8 protein-coding genes are annotated in these 17,405 nt (G+C 71.7%); 3 read left to right on the top strand and 5 right to left on the bottom strand.

Features of this window, described 5'->3' with window-relative positions; all coding sequences use genetic code 11:
* Positions 1-9 precede the first annotated feature (9 nt).
* On the top strand, positions 10-516 hold the full coding sequence (locus ACQPZW_RS30045) for a GNAT family N-acetyltransferase (RefSeq protein ID WP_433789397.1): 507 nt from the start codon (positions 10-12) through the stop codon (positions 514-516).
* Between the two features lie 54 nt (positions 517-570).
* On the opposite strand, the gene ACQPZW_RS30040 is transcribed toward ACQPZW_RS30045, so the two are convergent.
* From ACQPZW_RS30040 to ACQPZW_RS30030, 3 genes are all read right to left on the bottom strand, one after another.
* Positions 571-1,302 carry a hypothetical protein gene (locus ACQPZW_RS30040; RefSeq protein WP_433789396.1) on the bottom strand — a complete coding sequence of 244 codons (732 nt, stop codon included), beginning with the start codon at positions 1,300-1,302 and terminating at the stop codon, positions 571-573.
* 341 nt (positions 1,303-1,643) lie between these two features.
* Positions 1,644-2,687, bottom strand: a complete 1,044-nt coding sequence (locus tag ACQPZW_RS30035; protein WP_433797658.1) for an NAD(P)-dependent alcohol dehydrogenase — start codon at positions 2,685-2,687, stop codon at positions 1,644-1,646.
* Between the two features lie 301 nt (positions 2,688-2,988).
* Positions 2,989-4,929, bottom strand: a complete 1,941-nt coding sequence (locus ACQPZW_RS30030; RefSeq protein WP_433789395.1) for an ABC transporter ATP-binding protein — start codon at positions 4,927-4,929, stop codon at positions 2,989-2,991.
* Positions 4,930-5,057: 128 nt separating this feature from the next.
* Between ACQPZW_RS30030 and ACQPZW_RS30025 the strand changes: the two genes are divergently transcribed.
* A complete protein-coding gene (locus ACQPZW_RS30025; RefSeq protein ID WP_433789394.1) occupies positions 5,058-7,337 on the top strand; it encodes a putative bifunctional diguanylate cyclase/phosphodiesterase in 2,280 nt (759 codons plus the stop codon).
* A gap of 392 nt (positions 7,338-7,729) precedes the next feature.
* Positions 7,730-15,982 (top strand): DUF7507 domain-containing protein, encoded by an 8,253-nt coding sequence (locus ACQPZW_RS30020; protein WP_433789393.1) that lies wholly within the window; start codon positions 7,730-7,732, stop codon positions 15,980-15,982.
* 64 nt (positions 15,983-16,046) lie between these two features.
* Here ACQPZW_RS30020 and ACQPZW_RS30015 read toward each other — a convergent pair whose 3' ends face one another.
* Both ACQPZW_RS30015 and ACQPZW_RS30010 read right to left on the bottom strand, forming a co-directional pair.
* Positions 16,047-16,676 (bottom strand): carboxypeptidase-like regulatory domain-containing protein, encoded by a 630-nt coding sequence (locus tag ACQPZW_RS30015; protein ID WP_433789392.1) that lies wholly within the window; start codon positions 16,674-16,676, stop codon positions 16,047-16,049.
* A gap of 90 nt (positions 16,677-16,766) precedes the next feature.
* Complete coding sequence (locus ACQPZW_RS30010) at positions 16,767-17,381, bottom strand: TetR/AcrR family transcriptional regulator (RefSeq protein ID WP_433789391.1); 615 nt, start codon at positions 17,379-17,381, stop codon at positions 16,767-16,769.
* Positions 17,382-17,405 lie beyond the last annotated feature (24 nt).

The following is a 17,405-nucleotide window of genomic DNA, read 5'->3' as shown; positions in this document are numbered from 1 at the left end:
GAGGATCCCATGACGCCGACGAGACAACCGCACGTGGTCATCCGCCGAGCCGACCGCCCCGGCGACCTCGGCTGGGTCGTGATGGCCCACGCAGAGATCTACAGCGAGCACTTCGGCTGGAACACCGACTTCGAGGCCCTGGTGGCCCGCATCGTCGCCGACTACGCCACCGACCACGACCCCGGTCGCGAAGCCGCCTGGATCGCCGAGGTGGACGCTGCCCGCGCGGGCAGCGTCTTGCTGGTCTCCGGCGACGAGCCGACCGTGGCCAGGCTTCGCGTCCTGCTCGTCACCCCCGCGGCCCGAGGCCTGGGCCTGGGTGCCCGCCTGGTCGGCGAGTGCCTGAGTCTCGCCCGCGAGGCCGGCTACCGAACCGTCACCCTGTGGACCACCGACATCCTCACCTCCGCTCGGAAGATCTACCGGTCGTACGGCTTCGTCCTGGTCGACGAGAGCCCCCACCGAAGCTTCGGCCACGATGTGGTGGGCCAGACCTGGACCCTCGACCTGACCTGACCCGTTGCCGCCTGCCGTCTGCCGTCTGCCGTCTGTCGTCTGCTCCTGCCGCGATCAGCGAAGCCTCTGGCCGGACGCGGTTTCCTCCACCGCGGTCGGGTTGTCCGCGGCCGGGGTCGCTCCGCGCCAGCGTTGGCTGAGGCGGTAGGCCAGGGCGCGGACCCCGTGCAGGAGGCCGGTCGGCCGCAGATCGGGGGAGGTGTTGCGAATCGGGTCGAAGGCCAGTTCGGCGTCGGTGCTCGCGGGCAGGAGCTCACCGAGGTGGAGCCGGCCGAACGTCTGCACCTTGCCGGACTGGATGACGTGCAGGAGAAGATCGGCGGGGTGCCGGCCGACCTGCTCGATGTCGTCACCCACCGGCGTGCCCTCCGGATCGGGGCCGGCGGCCAGGTGGAGACGACGATCGGCCCGGTACGGGGCGATCGATCCGTAGACGGCGTCGAACGTGCGGCGAGGCATCGGCACGTGCCGGCCCCAACGGCCGGGACCGACCGTGGAGAGGAGGAGGTCGGTGGGGCGAGCCGCTCCGGGCACGCGGATGGCGATGCCGCGGACGTCGGGCCTGGACCCGCGGGTGCCGGCGCCCTTCGAGACCCGGACGGTGACGGCGTGACGTGCCGGGTGGTCGAGGAGGTCGGAGCCGGTCGGTTCGACGCATCCCCACACGTGGAGCTCACCGCTCATCGACCGGCCGAGCGGATGGAGAGCCCGCTGCCTACGCGAGCGTGCCGCACGGAGGCCGACGGCCACGACGATCCCGGCTCCGGCGAGCGGTGCGAGTCTCATGACCGCCCTACTGCCCCGTCACGAGCGGATGATGCCCATCAGAGGCCTGATCCTGGCGGGACGGAGCGGGCCGGAGGCCTGATCGAGGCCGGCCCCAGCGTGTCATCTGCCCCAGCCCGGAGGAGGGGCTCGAGGAAGGGCCCGTAGGAGGGGCTGGAGTATGGGCCCGGAGGAGGGGCTGGGCGAAGGGCCCGTAGGAGGGGTCGGAGTAAGGGCCCGGAGGAGGGGCCTGTAGGAGGGGCTGGAGGAGGGGACTGGACGAGGGGCCTGGAGGAGGGGTAGGGGCGCGGCCGCCACCCCCGGACAGGTGGGCGCCCCGGGAAGAGGCGCCCACGCCGTGGCTAGCGGAGGGTGTCGATGTCGATGACGAAGCGGTAGCGGACGTCCGACTTGAGGACCCGCTCATACGCCTCGTTCACCGCGTCGGCGGAGATCACCTCCACCTGCGGGGCGATCCCGTGCTCGGCGCAGAAGTCGAGCATCTCCTGGGTCTCGGCGATGCCGCCGATGCTGGAACCGGCGAAGGAACGACGTGCCCCGAACAGGGAGAACACCTGGACCGGCAGAGGCTCCGGCGGGGCGCCGACGGCGACGAGCGTGCCGTCGAGGCGGAGCATGCGAAGGTAGGCGCCCATGTCGATCGGGGCGCTCACCGTGTTGATGATCAGGTCGAAGGTGTTGGCCAGCTCCTTGAAGGTGGCCGGGTCACTGGTGGCGTAGTAGTGCTTGGCGCCGAATGCCAGGCCGTCGTCCTTCTTGCCGAGCGTCTGGGACAGCACGGTGACCTCGGCGCCCATCGCGGCGGCGATCTTCACGCCCATGTGGCCGAGGCCGCCCATGCCGACGACGGCCACGTTGCGGCCCGGGCCGGCCTTCCAGTGGGCCAGCGGAGAATACGTGGTGATCCCGGCGCACAGCAGGGGAGCGGCCGTCTCGTACGGGATGGCCTCGGGCACCCGCAGCACGAAATCCTCGTCGACGACGATGTGGGTGGAGTAACCGCCCTGGGTGACGGTGCCGTCCCGGTCGGTCCCGGCGTAGGTGCCCACGTTGCCGTTCAGGCAATACTGCTCCTGGCCGGCCTTGCAGTTGTCGCACTCACGGCACGAGTTGACCATGCAGCCCACGCCGACCCGGTCGCCGACGCTGTGCCGGGTGACCTCGGCGCCGACCTCGGTGACCTGGCCGACAATCTCGTGGCCGACCGTCAGCGGGTAGGGGACCTTGCCCCACTCGCCGCGCACGGTGTGGATGTCGGAATGGCAGATGCCCGCGTAGCGGATCTCGATCAGAACATCGCGTGGGCCGACGGCACGCCGCTCGACGGTGGTGCGGACCAGCGGATCGGTGGCCGAGGGCGCGGCGATGGCGTTGACGGTAGAGATGACGGCCTCCGAAGACGAACGGTGTGAACATCCAGGACATCACCGACGCGGGCGCGTTGGGAGGCCCTGTTGATACGTGTATCCCCAGTACTACCCCCAGCGTGAGCCCTTAGCCATAGGAACGCCCACGCGGCGGGGAATGTCGTCGCGGAGGGCGGGCCACGCCGGAGCCGCCCCTCCGCGAGGACGGGCGCGGCGTGGGGAGGCGCCGGGTGGGGAGGCGCCGGGTGGGGAGGCGCCGGGTGGGGAGGCGCCGGGTGGGGAGACGCCGCGTGGGGAGACGCCGCGTGAGTGGGGGCGGTCAGGTGGAGGCGGCGCCGAGGAAACCGCCGGACTGGCGGGACCACAGGTCTGCGTAGAGGCCGCCGCGGGCGAGCAACTCGGTGTGGGTGCCCTGTTCGGCGATGCGGCCGTCGTCGAGGACCACGATGCGGTCCATGCCGGCGATGGTCGAGAGCCGGTGGGCGATCGCGATGACCGTTCGTCCGGACATCACGTCCCCGAGTGTGTCGTGGATGACGGCCTCCGACTCCGAGTCCAGCGCCGAGGTCGCCTCGTCCAGGACCAGGATCGGTGCGTTCCGGTAGAAGGCCCGGGCCAGAGCGATCCGCTGACGCTGGCCGCCGGAGAGGCGGACACCACGTTCGCCGACGTGGGCGTCGAGGCCGGTGCGCCCGTCCGCATCCCGCAACGAGCCGACGAAATCGGCCGACGCCCGGGCCAGCGCCAGACGGATCCGCTCGTCGTCGGTGCCGGGCCCGGCACCGCCCGCGGAGGAGGTGGCGGCGGGGGCACCGCCCGCGGGGAAGGTGATGGCGGGCGCGTGGTCCGCGGGGGAGGTGACGGCGGGGGAGCTGATGGCGGGGGCGTGGCCCGGACCGGCGATGTTCTCCCGTACCGAGCGGTGCAGCAGCGTCGCCTCCTGGGCCACCATCGCGATCTGCTCACGGAGGCTGGCCTGCGTGACGTCGGTGATGTCGGTCCCGTCGATGGTGATCGTGCCCGCCTCCAGGTCGTGGAAGCGCAGCAACAACCCGACCAGGGTGGATTTGCCCGCGCCGGAACGGCCGACCAGGCCGACCCGCTCGCCGGGGGCGATCTCCAGGTCGAGTCGGTCCAGCCCGCCGGCGCCACGGCCGTAGTGGTGGCTGACCTGGTGGAATCGGATCGCTCCCGCGCGTACCGCCAGAGGTTTCGCATCGGGTTTGTCGGCGACCGTGAGCGGCTGCGCGATCGTGCGCAACGCCTGCCGGAGGGCGCCGGCGGCGCCGAACAGGGAGGACACCGCGTCCAGCAGCCACTCCGCCATCGACGTGATCCGGAAGCTGAGCGCCAGCGCGGCGGCGACCAGGCCGAGCGGCGCGGCCTCCGAGCGCCACAGCACGATGCCGTAGCCGACCAGGCCGACCAGCAGCGCGCTGCCCAGGGCCGTCATGCTGCTGTTGATCGTCACCTCGACCCGCTGCAACCGCAGGTGAGCCTGCCTGGCCTCGGCGAACACCCGCCGATCGTGATCGGTGCGGGCCTCGGCACCGCCCAGCAAGGCCAGTGTGTCGACGTTGGCGTAGGAGTCGACCAGCAGACCGTTCAGGGCCGACTCGGCGGCCTGCAGGTTCTCCGACGCGCGACGGAAGCGGGGGACGATCAGGACCATCAGGAGGAGGTACGCGCCGATCCAGCCGCCCAGCGGAAGAAGCAGTCGCACGTCCAGGGCCGACATGACCCACACCGAGCCGGCGATGTAGGCCGTCACGAAGACCAGCGTGTGGATCACCGAGTAGGCGGCCGTGGCAGCCGCGTCACCGCCGTCGCGGACCCAGGTGGCGATGCGGCCGGCCAGGTCGTCGCGGAACCAGCCCACCGACTGCCGGGACACGTAGCGGTGCGCGCGCCACCGGGCCATCGGCCGCGCGTTGGCGCGGAACGTGATGTCGTCGAGCACCTCGCCGAGCAGCATCATCGCCGGGCGCACGAGCAGCACGAACGCGGCGACGGCGAGCAGTTCGGGCCCGCGGTCGGACCACAGGGCCGCCGGGTCGGTGGCGGCGAGCAGATCGACGAGACGACCGGCGTACCCGATCAGCCAGACCTCGATCGCGGCGCACAGGATCGTGGTGAGCACGGCGATCACCATGACGGGCCGCAACGGCCGGAGCTCCTGGAGGAGGAACCGCCGGACGCCGGCGGCGGGGGTGGGGCCGTTACCGGACGGGAACGGGTCGACGGGGTTCGAGAACAGCACGGAGGGCCTTTCCAGCGGCGAAGAGGACGACGGGGGATGCGCTGGTGATAGGCCTCATGTGCGTTGACCCTAGGCGGCCACGATCAGCGGCGCCTCCGTATTTCCTCAGGTCCGGTTCAACGACTCCGATGGTTGTCTTCGTGCGTGGCGACCTGTGGCGTTGGTGCACGGTGGCCGGACTGTCGGCGACCGTCGGCTACTACCTGCTGCCCACGGACACCTCGCTGTCGGGTTTCGGTTACAACACGATCGGGCTGCTCGCCGGGCTGGCCATTCTCGTCGCGGTGCGGTGGCACCGGCCCGAGCGGCCGTGGCCGTGGATCCTGTTCGGCGCCGGCATCATCCTCTCGGTCGTCGGTGACTTCACCTGGTGGTACCTGGATCACATCCGGCACGAGGAGCCGTACCCCTCGGTGGCCGACGTCTTCTATCTCGCGTCGTATCCGCCGCTGATCGGCGGTCTGTTCCTGCTGCAGCGGCGGCGTGGCCGGGATCTGGCCGGGCTGATCGACGCCGCCATGATCGCCACCGGCCTGAGCCTGGTGCTGTGGGTCTTCGTCCTGCATCCGGTCGCCGCCGTGGACGCCGCGTCGATGCTGGAACGCGCGGTCAGCACCGCCTACCCGTCGCTGGACGCGCTGCTGCTGGCGATGGTCGCCCGGCTGCTCATCGACCGGAGGGTACGCAACCCGAGCACCGACCTGCTGGGTGTCGCCGCGGTGCTGCTGCTGGCCGCGGACATCGCGTTCTCGGTGGCGAGCCTGTACTTCGACTACGACGGCCGGGCGATCGACTGGTGCTGGCTGATGGCCTACGTGTTGTGGGCCGCCGCGGCCCTGCACCCGTCGATGACGGCGCCGGCCGTGGACGCACCCGCGAACCCTGGCCGGCTGAACCGTGGCCGTCTCGTCATCCTCGGCTGCTCCTCGGTGCTGGCGCCGAGCATGCTGTTCATCCCGTCGATCGGCGCCGACACCGTCGACCGCATCGTCATCGGGGCCGGCGCCGTGCTGCTGTTCGTCCTGGGCGTGGCGCGGATGGCGGGCGTGATGACCGAGGTCCGGGGCCAGGCCGTCGCCCTGGAACGGCTGGCGAACTCCGACGATCTGACCGGTCTGCACAATCGGCGGCACTTCTACCGGGCGCTCGGCGCGGCGCTGGACGGCGGCTGTCCCCAGGTGGTGCTGATGGGCCTGAACCGGCTCCGCGCCATCAACGACGAGCTCGGGCACCTGGCCGGCGACGACGTCATCGTGCGGATCGCCGACCGGGTGCGTGCGCTCGCCGGCCCCGACGTGCTGGTCGCGCGGCTCAGCGGCGACGAGTTCGCCGTTCTCCTGCCGGGCGCGGGGGAGGCCGAGGCGGACGCGGTCGCCGGGCGCCTCGCCGACGCGGTGCACGATCCGATCAACACCAAGGGGTACGAGGTGCTGGTCGGCGCCGGAGTGGGAGTGGCCGGCGGGGCGGACGCGACCGATCCGGCGGAGGTGCTGCGCCGCGCCGGGGTCGCGATGTTCGCCGCCAAGCAGTCCGGCGAGCCGTACCGGCGGTGGTCGGCCGTCCTCGACGAACGGTCGGTCGAGGAGGCCCGGCTCGGCGCCCAGATCCGCCACGCGCTCGCCGAACGCCAGTTCCAGGTGGTCTACCAGCCGATCGTGGCCATGCCGGAGCAGCGTGTCGCCGCCGTCGAGGCGCTGGTCCGCTGGCATCACCCCCGGCTCGGCACGGTCAGCCCGGTCCAGTTCATCCCGGTGGCCGAGCGCAACGGGCTGATCGTCGAGCTCGGCGCGTGGATCCTGCAGACCGCCTGTGAGCAGCTGGTCCGGTGGACGGCCGAGCTGGGGCCGGGCGCGCCGGACCGGGTCAGCGTCAACGTGTCGGCCCGCCAGCTGGCCCGGCCGGGGTTCGCCGGGACGGTCGCGGACGTGCTGGCCCGTACCGGACTGCCGGCGTACCGGCTGACCGTGGAGGTGACCGAGACCGCGGTGTTCGACGGCGGCCCGGCGGTCACGGCGCTGCACGAGCTGCGAGCCCTGGGTGTGCGGATCGCCCTGGACGACTTCGGGACCGGGCACTCGTCACTGGGCCTGCTGCAGGCCGTACCGGTCGACATCCTCAAGATCGACAAGTCGTTCGTGGACCGGATCACCGAGGCGGGCCGGCACGCCGTCATCGCCGAGGCGATGATCCAGGTCAGTCGTGGTCTCGGGCTGGACGCGGTGGCCGAGGGCGTCGAGACCGCCGAGCAGGCGCAGGCGCTCACCCGCCTCGGCTACCGGCTGCTGCAGGGCTACCACTTCGGGCGCCCCGAGGCCGAGCCGGAGTTCACCCGGGTCCCCGCCGCGCGCGGCCTGGTCTCGACGAGTGTGGTGAGCCACGCCGCCGCCGATCCCGGCGGCCGGCCGTAGCGGCGACGGGCAGCCGACGGGGCGGATCGCGAAGGCCTTCACCCGGGGCGCTGCCTGCCGGCCGGCGCGCCGGGAGTGGTCGTTCGATAGTCACGATACGGCCGGGGCGGCTGCGAACAATGGTGCCTGAAATGATTATGGGTAAAGAGTTGACGATTACACCGGCCTGATTCGGGACGGATGGCCGTACAAATATGAGTGATTTTGATTTTGGGTTCTTGGTGTCGTATTAGCCTGCAAAGGCCCGGGGAGGGCCGGGCATCCGGCCTGCGTCACCAGTACCGACAGGGGATTCCGTGCGTGGGCTAGTCAGGCGTGCCGGGATCACCCTCGGCGCATTCGCGATGATTCTGGCGTTGTCTCTGGTGCTCCCTTTTCGAGAGTCGCCCGCGGTGGCCGCGCAATCGGTCTGCCCGACGGCGGTGTCGCTGACCAACGGCGATTTCGAGGAGCCGGTGATCGCGGCCGGTCAAGTGGCGATCATGTTGCAGACGTTGGTGCCGGGCTGGCTGACCACGGCGACCGACAAGATGATCGAGCTGTGGCGCGGTTACGGCGGTGTCACGTCGGCGTCCGGGAGCCAGCACGCCGAGCTCAACGCGAACATGGTGTCGACGCTCTACCAGGATCTGACCACGGTCCCCGGGCAGATCCTGCGATGGCAGCTCAACCACCGCGGCCGGACCGGCACCGACACGATGGCCGTGGTCATCGGGCCGTCGACCGGGACGCTGGTGCAGCAGGGCGCCAACCTCTCCGACAACAAGAACACGTGGGGCTCCTACACCGGCACGTACACGGTTCCGGCCGGGCAGACCAAGACCCGGTTCGCGTTCAAGTCGGTCTCGTCGGCGAGCGTCGACCCCAGTATCGGCAACTTCCTGGACGCGGTGTCGTTCGGCTCGGCCGGCTGCCTGACCACCACCACATCGGTCGTCGACACCGCCGGCACCGCCACCGCGAACGTCGGCGACACCCTGACCTACACGGTGACCACCCGCAACGACGGCGGCACCCCGGCAACCCTGTCGGCGATCACCGACACGCTGCCGGCCGGAACCACCTACGTCCCGGGGTCGCTGCGCTCGGTGACCGGGGCGACGACCACCAAGCCGAGCGATACGGCAGGTGACGACGCCGGCGAGTACGTGAGCGGCACCCGGACCGTGAGACTGCGCGTCGGCACCGGCGCCACGAGCGCGGTCGGCGGCACCCTCGCGCCCGGCGAGTCGCAGACCCTGACCTACCAGGCCGTCGTCGGCTCCTCGATCGCCAACACCGCCCTCGACAACGACGCGACCGCCACCTACACCGAGGTGGTCACCAACACCACACCCACCTCGACGTCGAACACCGCGAGCATGACCGTCAACCCGGCCGCCGACCTGTCGGTGACCGCGGCCCTCACCGGCTCGGCCGTCGTCGCCGGACAGTCGGCGACCTACACCCTGACCGGGGCCAACGCCGGCCCCAGCACCGCGTCCACCGTGGTGCTGACCGGCACCGTGCCGTCCGGGCTCACCGGCGTGACCGCGACGTCGACCGGTGGCACCTGCACGGTCAGCGGGACCAAGGCGACGTGCAACTACCCGAGCATCGCCTCGGGCGCCAACCGGAGCATGACCATCACCGGCAACGTGCCGTCCGGCGAGACACCGGGCACCGCCTACACGCTCGGCGCGGCGATCACGAGCGCCACGTACGAGACGAATCAGTCGGACAACTCGGCGTCGGTGAGCAACGCCGCCACCGCCAGCGCCGACCTCGACGTGGCCATGACGTACTCACCCTCGGCACCGGCCGGTGGCGACACCATCACCTACACCGTGACCGTCACCAATCGCGGCCCGTCGACCGCGCGGACCATCGTGCTGTCCGACCCGATCCCGATCGGCTCGACCAACGCACAGGCGACGCTGCCCGGTGGCACCTGCGCCACCACCCCGACCGGCACCATCGAGTGCGCGCTGGCGTCGCTGGCGTCCGGGGCCACCGTGACGGCCACCATCACGATGACGCTGTCGGCGTCGAACCCGGTGGTGAACAACGCCGTCTCGCTCAAGGCGGCGACACCGGACCCGGACGTCAACAACAACATCGTCACCGTGACCGGCGCGGGCGCCCTGGTCGCCGACGTCGGGATCACCCTGACGCTCGGCAAGTACACGGCGTACGCGGGGGAGACCACCACCTACACGCTCGCGGTCAAGAACAACGGCCCGTCGATGGCGGACAACGTCTCCTTCATCCCGGTGCTGCCGCCCGGCGTGACCATCGTCCGGCCGACGACGGGGCCGCTCGCGGCGTACTGCACGCCGACCGCCTGCACCATCCCGCACCTGCCACCCGGGGCGACCATCCCCTTGTCGGGAACCGTGGTCCTCGGCCCCGACGCGCAGGCCGGCCCCGGCACGGCGACGGTCACGGTGGTCACCACGACCACCGACCCGACCCCCGCCAACGACAAGCAGACCGCCAACTTCACGGTGCTGCTCAAGAGCGACCTGTCGGTGACGCAGACGCTCACCAACGTGGACCGCGGTGGCACCACGCTGGTACCGGGCGAGCGGGTCCGCAGCGTCGTGACGGTCGGCAATGCCGGTCCCACCCGCGCGGAGGGCGTCCTGGTGCAGCGCCCGGTCCCGGCCGGGCAGACCGTGCCGACCGCGTCGACCTCCACCGGCTCCTGCTCGTTCCAGGGCACCGTCGACCTCAACGGCATCACCCCCAACGGCGGCGTGCTCATCTGCACCCGGTCGCTGATGGACGCGTCGACGACCTGGGAGATCACCTTCGACACGCTGTTGAAGGCGGGATACAGCGGCACGTCGTTCGCCCGGACGGTGACCGTGTCGGCGACCTCCGCCGACCCGGACACCACCAACGACAGCGTCACCACGACCGCGACCGTCCAGTACGTCTCCGACCTCGACCTGACCCAGACCACCGGCACCCCGCAGGTGGTGGCGACCGACCCGGTGCAGTTCACCGTCACCACCCGCAACGGCGGCCCGTCCGACGTGGCGAACGTGGTGATCCAGGTGTCGCCGCAGACCGGTCTGCTGATCAGCGCCGGCACCGGTACGGGCGCCTACGACGCGAGCACCGGCCGCTGGTCGATCCCGTCGCTGGCGGCCGGCGGCACGGCCACCCTCACCCTGTCCGGCACCGCGCTCAGCGCCGGCACCCCCAGCAACGTGGTCCGGGTGGTGTCGTCGGACAGCACCGACCCGGCATCGGCCAACGACACCGCGCAGACCGCCGTCACCATCAGCCCCAGCACCGCCTCGCTGAAGATCACCGGCGCCGCCACGGTCACGCCGTCCAGCCGGCAGAACGCGGCGCTGACCGGGGACGCCGTCACCTACCGGTTCACCGTCGTCAACGACGGCAACGTGACGATGAGCCAGGTCGCCGTCCGTGACGCGCTGACCGGCACCGCTGACTGCCCCGGCACGACGCTGGCCGCCGGGGCACAGATGACCTGCAACAGCCCCGTGCCGTACACGATCACCCAGTCCGACTTCGACGCCCAGCAGCCGGTCTACAACAACGCGACGGTCACCGCCCGGCCGCCCGGCGGCGCCGCGGCCGTCAGCTTCGGCCCGGCACCGGTCACCGTGCAGCTCGCCACCGGCACCGCGTCGCTGCGGGCGACCGTGTCCGCGGCGGTCAACCCGGCCGGGCACACCGGCGCGGCACAGACCGGCGACACCGTGACCTACTCCTATGTGGTCACGAACGACGGCAACGCGGCCCTCAACCAGGTCACCGTCACCGACACCAAGGGCGGGCCGGTCACCTGCCCCGGCACCACGCTCGCCGTCAACGCCGCGATGACCTGCACCAGCAGCAGCCCGTACGTGGTGACGCAGAGCGACGTCGACGACGGTGTGCCGATCCGTGACTCGGCGACCCTCGGCGGGCGCCTCACCGGCTCGAACACCACCCGTACGTTCGGGCCGTTCTCCACCGGCGTTCCGGTCACCGCGCCCGCGCCGTCGCTGACCGCGGTGGTCACCGCGAGCGTGACACCGCCGGCCCGGCAGAGCGCCGCGGCCCCCAACGACACGATCGGCTACTCGTACGCGGTGACGAACAACGGCAACGTCACGATGTCCTCGATCGCCGTCACCGACACCCGCGTCGGCACCGCGAGCTGCCCGTCCGCCACGCTGGCCGTGAACACCACGATGATCTGCACCAGCTCCGCCTCGTACCGGGTGACCCAGTCCGACGTGGACGCGGGCGCCGCGATCGCCGACAGCGCCACCGTCGCCGGCCGGGCGCCCGGCGCCTCCGCCACCTCCTACGGCCCGTTCAGCACGAGCGTGGCCGTGGCCGTGGCCGCACCGGCGCTCGCCGTCGCCGTCGTCCCGGCCGTCACCCCGATCGCCCGGCAGAACGCAGTCCGGGCCGGGGACACCATCGCCTACACGTACACGGTCACCAACAACGGCAACGTGACCATGTCGAACGTCGTCGTCACCGACACCCGCCTCGGCGCCGCCACCTGCCCGGCCACACCGCTCGCCGCCGCCGCGACCGTCACCTGCACGGCTCCCGGCGCCTACACCGTCACCCAGGGCGACATCGACGCCGCCACCGGTGTGGTCGCGACCGCGTCGGTGTCCGGCCGCCGGCCCGGCGCTGTCAGCAACACCACCTACGGGTCGGACACCGTGACCGTGCCGGTGGCGGGGCCCGCGCCGTCGCTGGCGGTGACCCCGGTCGCGACCGTGTCGCCGGCCGCGCATCAGAGCGCCGTCCGGGTCGGGGACACGATCACCTACACGTACACGGTCGTCAACGACGGCAACGTGTCACTGAGCGGGATCGCCCTGACCGGCACCCTCGGCGGGACGGTGAACTGCCCGTTCACGTCACTGGCGGTCGGCGCGTCGATGACGTGCACCGGCGCCTCGCCGTACACCGTCACCCAGGCCCGTATCGACGCCGGCCAGCCGATCACGGCGAGCACCACCGTCGCCGCCACCACACTCAACGCCGGCGCCCCGCCGTCCGGGCCGTTCACCGTCACCGTCGGCGTCGCCCCGTCCGTGCCGGCGCTGAACATGCTGGTCACCGCCTTCGTGACGCCGTCGTCTCGGCAGAGCCAGGCGCTGGCCGGGGACGCGATCGACTACACCTACGACATCAGCAACACCGGCAACGTGACGATGTCGTCGATAGCCGTGGCCGACCCGAAGGGCGGCGGCGGCAACTGCCCGTTCACCACGCTGGCCGTCGGCGCGTCGATGACCTGCACGAGCGTCTCCGCATACCCGATCACGGTCGGTGACGCCACCACCGGAACGCCGATCACGGACGCCGCCGTCCTCACCGCCCGTGCGCCCGGTGCCGGATCCGACAGCACCTACGCCACCGGCTCCGACAGCATCGCCCTCGCCCAGCCCAACGCCTCGCTCACCCTCACCGCCACCCCGGCGGTCAACCCCGTGGGCAACCGGTACGCCGCAGCGGCCGGCAACACGATCACGCACAGCATCCTCGTCACCAACAACGGCAGCCAGCCGATGGACCTGATCGTCCTGACCGAGGCGCTCACCAGCACCACCGCGGTCTGCCCGTTCGCCACGCTGGCCGCGGGCGCCGACATGACGTGCACCAGCGGGGCCGCCTACACCGTTGCGCAGAGCGACGTCGACAACGGCGGGCCGGTCGAGTTCACCTTCGACGTCACCGCGAAGAGCCCTCTCGACATGGCCGCGACGGGCTACGGCATCTTCAAGGCCACCGTGCCGGTCGCACCCGCCAACCCGCTGTTGCAGCTCACCCCGGCCGCCGTGCCGTCGGGCGCCGTGGTCGGCAGCACCGTCGCGTTCACCTTCACGGTCCGCAACATCGGCAACGTCACCATGGACGGTCTCGTGGTCAGCGGCAACACCTCCGGCACCGCGACCTGCCTGCTCAGCTCGCTGGCCCCGGGCGACGACACGACCTGCACCGGTGGCACCGCGGCGACCATCACCCAGGGCAACGTCGACGCCGGGTCGCCGATCACCGACACGTCGCAGGCCGTCGCGCACCGGATCGGCACGCTCGTCGACCTCACGTTCGGGCCGCGGACGGCGAGCGCCCCGGTCGCCCCGGCCGCGCCGTCCCTGACGATCGCCAGCGCGGCCACCGTCTCCGACCCGGTGCTGCGGCCCGCTCCCGCTTTCGGCGACACCATCACGTACGCCTACACGATCACCAACAACGGCAACGTGACGATGGACGACTTCGCCGTCACCGACAGCCTGATCGGACCGGTGACCTGCCCCAACGTGTCCGTCGCCCCGGCCGGGACGGTGGTCTGCACGGGTGGGCCGCCCTACACGGTGACCCAGCCCGACGTGGACGGCGGCCGGCCGATCGTCTCCGACGCCTACGTGATCAGCCGCCAGACCGGGCAGCCGGACCCGCACTCGTACGGCCCGGCCACCGTCTCCACCGCGGTCGCCGCGGCCGCACCGTCCCTGACCGCGACCGTGACCGCGGTGATCACCCCGTCCGGGCACCAGAGCGCCGCCGAGGCCGGTGACACGGTCCAGTACGAGACGGAGCTGATCAACAACGGCAACCAGACGATCACCGGCATCACGGTCGGCGATCCGCTGGCCGGAACGGCGAGCTGCCCCGCCACGAGCCTCGCCCCGGGCGCGTCAATGACCTGCACCAGCGCGTCCTCGTACACGGTCACCTCCGCCGACGTCGACGCCAACGGCCCGGTCGACACGACCGTCACCGTCGCCGGGCGGCGGCCGGGCGACAGCGCCGCCGGCACCCTGCTGACGCCGCTGGCCAGTTTCCCGGTGATCGCCGCCGCGCCGCAGTTGAGCATCGGCGCCGAGTCGATCGTCACGCCCGGCGGGCACCGGGACCAGCTCGTCCGGCACGACCTGGTCGACTACACCTTCACCGTCCGCAACACCGGCAATGTGACGATGACCGGGATCGTCGTGACCGGTGACCGGACCGGTGTCGCGAACTGCCTGGCCGGCACACTCGCCGCGGGCGCCACCACGACCTGCTCGTCCGGCACGCCGTACCGGGTCACCCAGGCGGACGTCGAGGCCGGGCAGCCGATCGAGGAGAGTGTCCAGGTCACCGGGCGGGCTCCCGGCGCGAGCAGCGACCTGACGTTCGGCCCGGTCACCGACACCGAGCAGATGGCCGTCGCCGCGGACTCGCTGGACCTGGCGGTCACGGCCGTCGTCACCCCGGCATCGAGGCAGCTCGCCGCGCAGGCCGGGGACACGGTGCGGTTCCGGTACACGGTCACCAACGACGGCGACGTGGAGGTGGCCGGCATCGCGGTCGACGACCGGCTCGTCGGGGCGGCCCAGTGCCCGGGCGACAGTCTCACCGTGGGCGCGTCGATGATCTGCACCAGCACGACGGCGTACCGGATCACGCAGGACGACGTCGACGCCGACCGCGCCATCCGGGAGCCGTCCACCGTGACCGGGCATCGGCCCGGGGTCCTCACCGACACCGCCTACGACACCGACGCGGCATCGGTCCGGCTGGTGACCGGGCACGGCAGCCTCGCCATCGACATCGAGGCCACCATCGAGGAGAGGGGGGTACGCCCCGCCGACATCGCCTCCAGCAACGGCAGGCCCGCGGTAGGCGACGGCATCCGGTATCGCTACCTGGTCCTCAACAGCGGCAACGTGACGATGTCGTCGGTAACCGTGACGGACGTGCGGATGGGCGCGATCCCCTGTCCGCAGTCGACCCTGCTGGTCGGGGAGCTGATGACCTGCGTCGCGCCGCAGCTCTACATCGTCACCCAGCAGGACATCGACGACGATCTCCCCATCACCACGTCGGCGAGCGCCGCCGGGCTCGAACCGGGTGCCACCACCCCGTTCGACTCGGGCCCGGCCGCCGTCGGCACCCCGGTCGAGCCGCCCCAGCCCGCGGTCGGCGCCGAACAGACCGTCGGATGGACCGATGTCGACGGTGACGGGGTCCTCGGCACGAACGACGACGTCACGTCCACGATCGTGGTCACCAACAGCGGCAACGTGACCCTGCAGAACGTCACGCTGACCGGCCTGCCGGTCGGTGTCACCTGCCCCAAGACGACCCTGGCGCCGGGCGAGAGCATGACGTGCGTCTCCGACGCCTACCACCTGACGGCGGAGGAGGTCGCGTCCGGGCACGGCAATTTCCTGGTACGGGCCGTCGCGACCCCACCGGGCAACGTGGCGCCGGTGCTGGCCGACGCGCCCGCGACGATCGAACCGTCCGCACCCGCGCCGACGGCGTCCCCGACCCCGCCGGCGTCCCCGTCGCCGTCCGTCTCGCCCAGCCGCACGCCGTCCCCGTCGCCGTCGGTGACTCCCAGCCGGTCGCCGTCGCGCAGTGTCACACCGTCGCGGACCCCGTCCCGGGCGCCGTCGCGCTCGCCGTCCCCGTCGCCGTCCCGCTCGAGCGACGGCGGCGGCCACCCGGGCGAGAACCCGATCACCGGTGGCGACCATCTCGCCCTGGTGGCCGGCGGCATGGTCCTGCTCAGCGCGGGTGGTCTGCTGCTCGTGCTCGCCGCGCGCCGGAACCGGCGGTTCGAGCTGCCGGAACCGGTGCCGTACTACCGGCTGGGCCTCCATCGCCGCGACGGACGACGGTAGGGTCCGCCCGCACGTCTTCGGGGCCCGATTCGGCTGACGACCGCCCCGGGCGCCGGCGTGCGGGTCAGAACGCGGTGAGGGTTAACTCGTTGACCTGGTCGGCCACGGTGGTGGTCATGTCGACCGCCGAGCTGCTGTCGGACCACGCCCAGACGACGTAGTCGTCGGCGGGCAGGCCGTCGAGGATCAGCGTGCCGGTCTCGGTGCACCCGGTCTCGACGAAGTTGTCTCCGCTGGCGTCCGCACAGAACGCGCTGATCGACTGCCCGTCCGCATCCCGGAGCGTCAACGCCAGCGACCCGGTGCGGAACCGTGTCTCGTCGACGGTCACCTCCTGCCCGGCGGCGACCGTGAACCTGGAGGCGCGCGCCGCCTGCGTCGCCTGATGCGCCCACTGGTGCCAGCTGGAGTTGGTGTCGCGCTCCACCCAGAACTGCACGCGATAGGTGCCCGGCGGCAGGTCCGCGATGCTGTAGCGGCCCTCGTCGTCGGTGCGGGTCGGCTCGCCGGCGCCCGGCCCGCCGAGCGTGTGGACGCTGACTCCGACGTCGGCCATCGGGATGCCGTCGGCGCTGGTCAGCGTGCCGCTGATGGCCCCGGTGGCGGTCTCGGCATGCACCGGCGTCGCGGCGGCTAGAGACAGCGCCACCACCCCGGCGGCCGCCGCGGAGGAGAGCCGCAAGAAGATCGTCATGAATGGAAACCTACGCGATCCGCGCCATTCGACACCGCGGCGGTCCCCGCCGCTCCGTGCAGGACGATCGAACGGGGAGGACGGTTCGGCTCAGGGGATCACGGCGCGGGACAGGCAGTCGGCGGCCCAGGCGCGCCAGCGGTCGTGGGGCCAGCCCCAGTGATCGACCAGCAGGAGATAGGTCTCGGGCGACAACAGGGCGACCGCGGTGTCGGCGGCCGCTGCTTCGTCCGTACGCAACGGCGTCTTCCCGGCGAGGGACGCGGCGAAGACGCGTTGCACCTCGCGGTGATGGTTGATGCTCGTCGTGCAGACCTCGGCCAGATCCGGGTCGGCTGCCGCGTTGCGGATGATGTCGAGCAGGCGGGCCGCGCGGCGCAGGACTTCGCCCACGCCCGCGACCTGCAACGCGATCTGGCGATGCGGGTCGGGCTCGGCCAGGGCGGCGTGTACCCAGGGGCGATCCAGCGTGGGGATCGGCTCGTCGTCGCCGGCTATGGCCTGGTCGAGGGCCGCGACCAGGACCGCTCGCTTGTTGCCGAACGAGTAGTAGACCGTCTGCTCGCTCACCCCGGCCGCCGCCGCGATGGCGTTGATGCTGGTCGTCGCGTATCCGGACGCGGTGAACGTCGCGGCCGCGGCGGCGGTGATACGGGCTCGGGTGGCGCGGGCCCGCTCGGCCCGGCCGTCAGTTCTTCCGGTCACAAGACTTGACTATAGCGCCACTAC

It is taken from the genome of Actinoplanes sp. CA-252034 (genome assembly GCF_050956125.1).
Taxonomy (GTDB): Bacteria; Actinomycetota; Actinomycetes; order Mycobacteriales; family Micromonosporaceae; genus Actinoplanes.
The sequence above is the reverse complement of the archived record's forward strand: the minus strand, read 5'-3'. Positions and strand labels throughout refer to the sequence as shown.

Coding starts and splice junctions, on each gene's coding strand:
- ACQPZW_RS30045 (WP_433789397.1), top strand. CDS start 10: ATGACGCCGACGAGACAACCGCACGTGGTCATCCGCCGAGCCGACCGC.
- ACQPZW_RS30040 (WP_433789396.1), bottom strand. CDS start 1,302: ATGAGACTCGCACCGCTCGCCGGAGCCGGGATCGTCGTGGCCGTCGGC.
- ACQPZW_RS30025 (WP_433789394.1), top strand. CDS start 5,058: ATGGTTGTCTTCGTGCGTGGCGACCTGTGGCGTTGGTGCACGGTGGCC.
- ACQPZW_RS30015 (WP_433789392.1), bottom strand. CDS start 16,676: ATGACGATCTTCTTGCGGCTCTCCTCCGCGGCGGCCGCCGGGGTGGTG.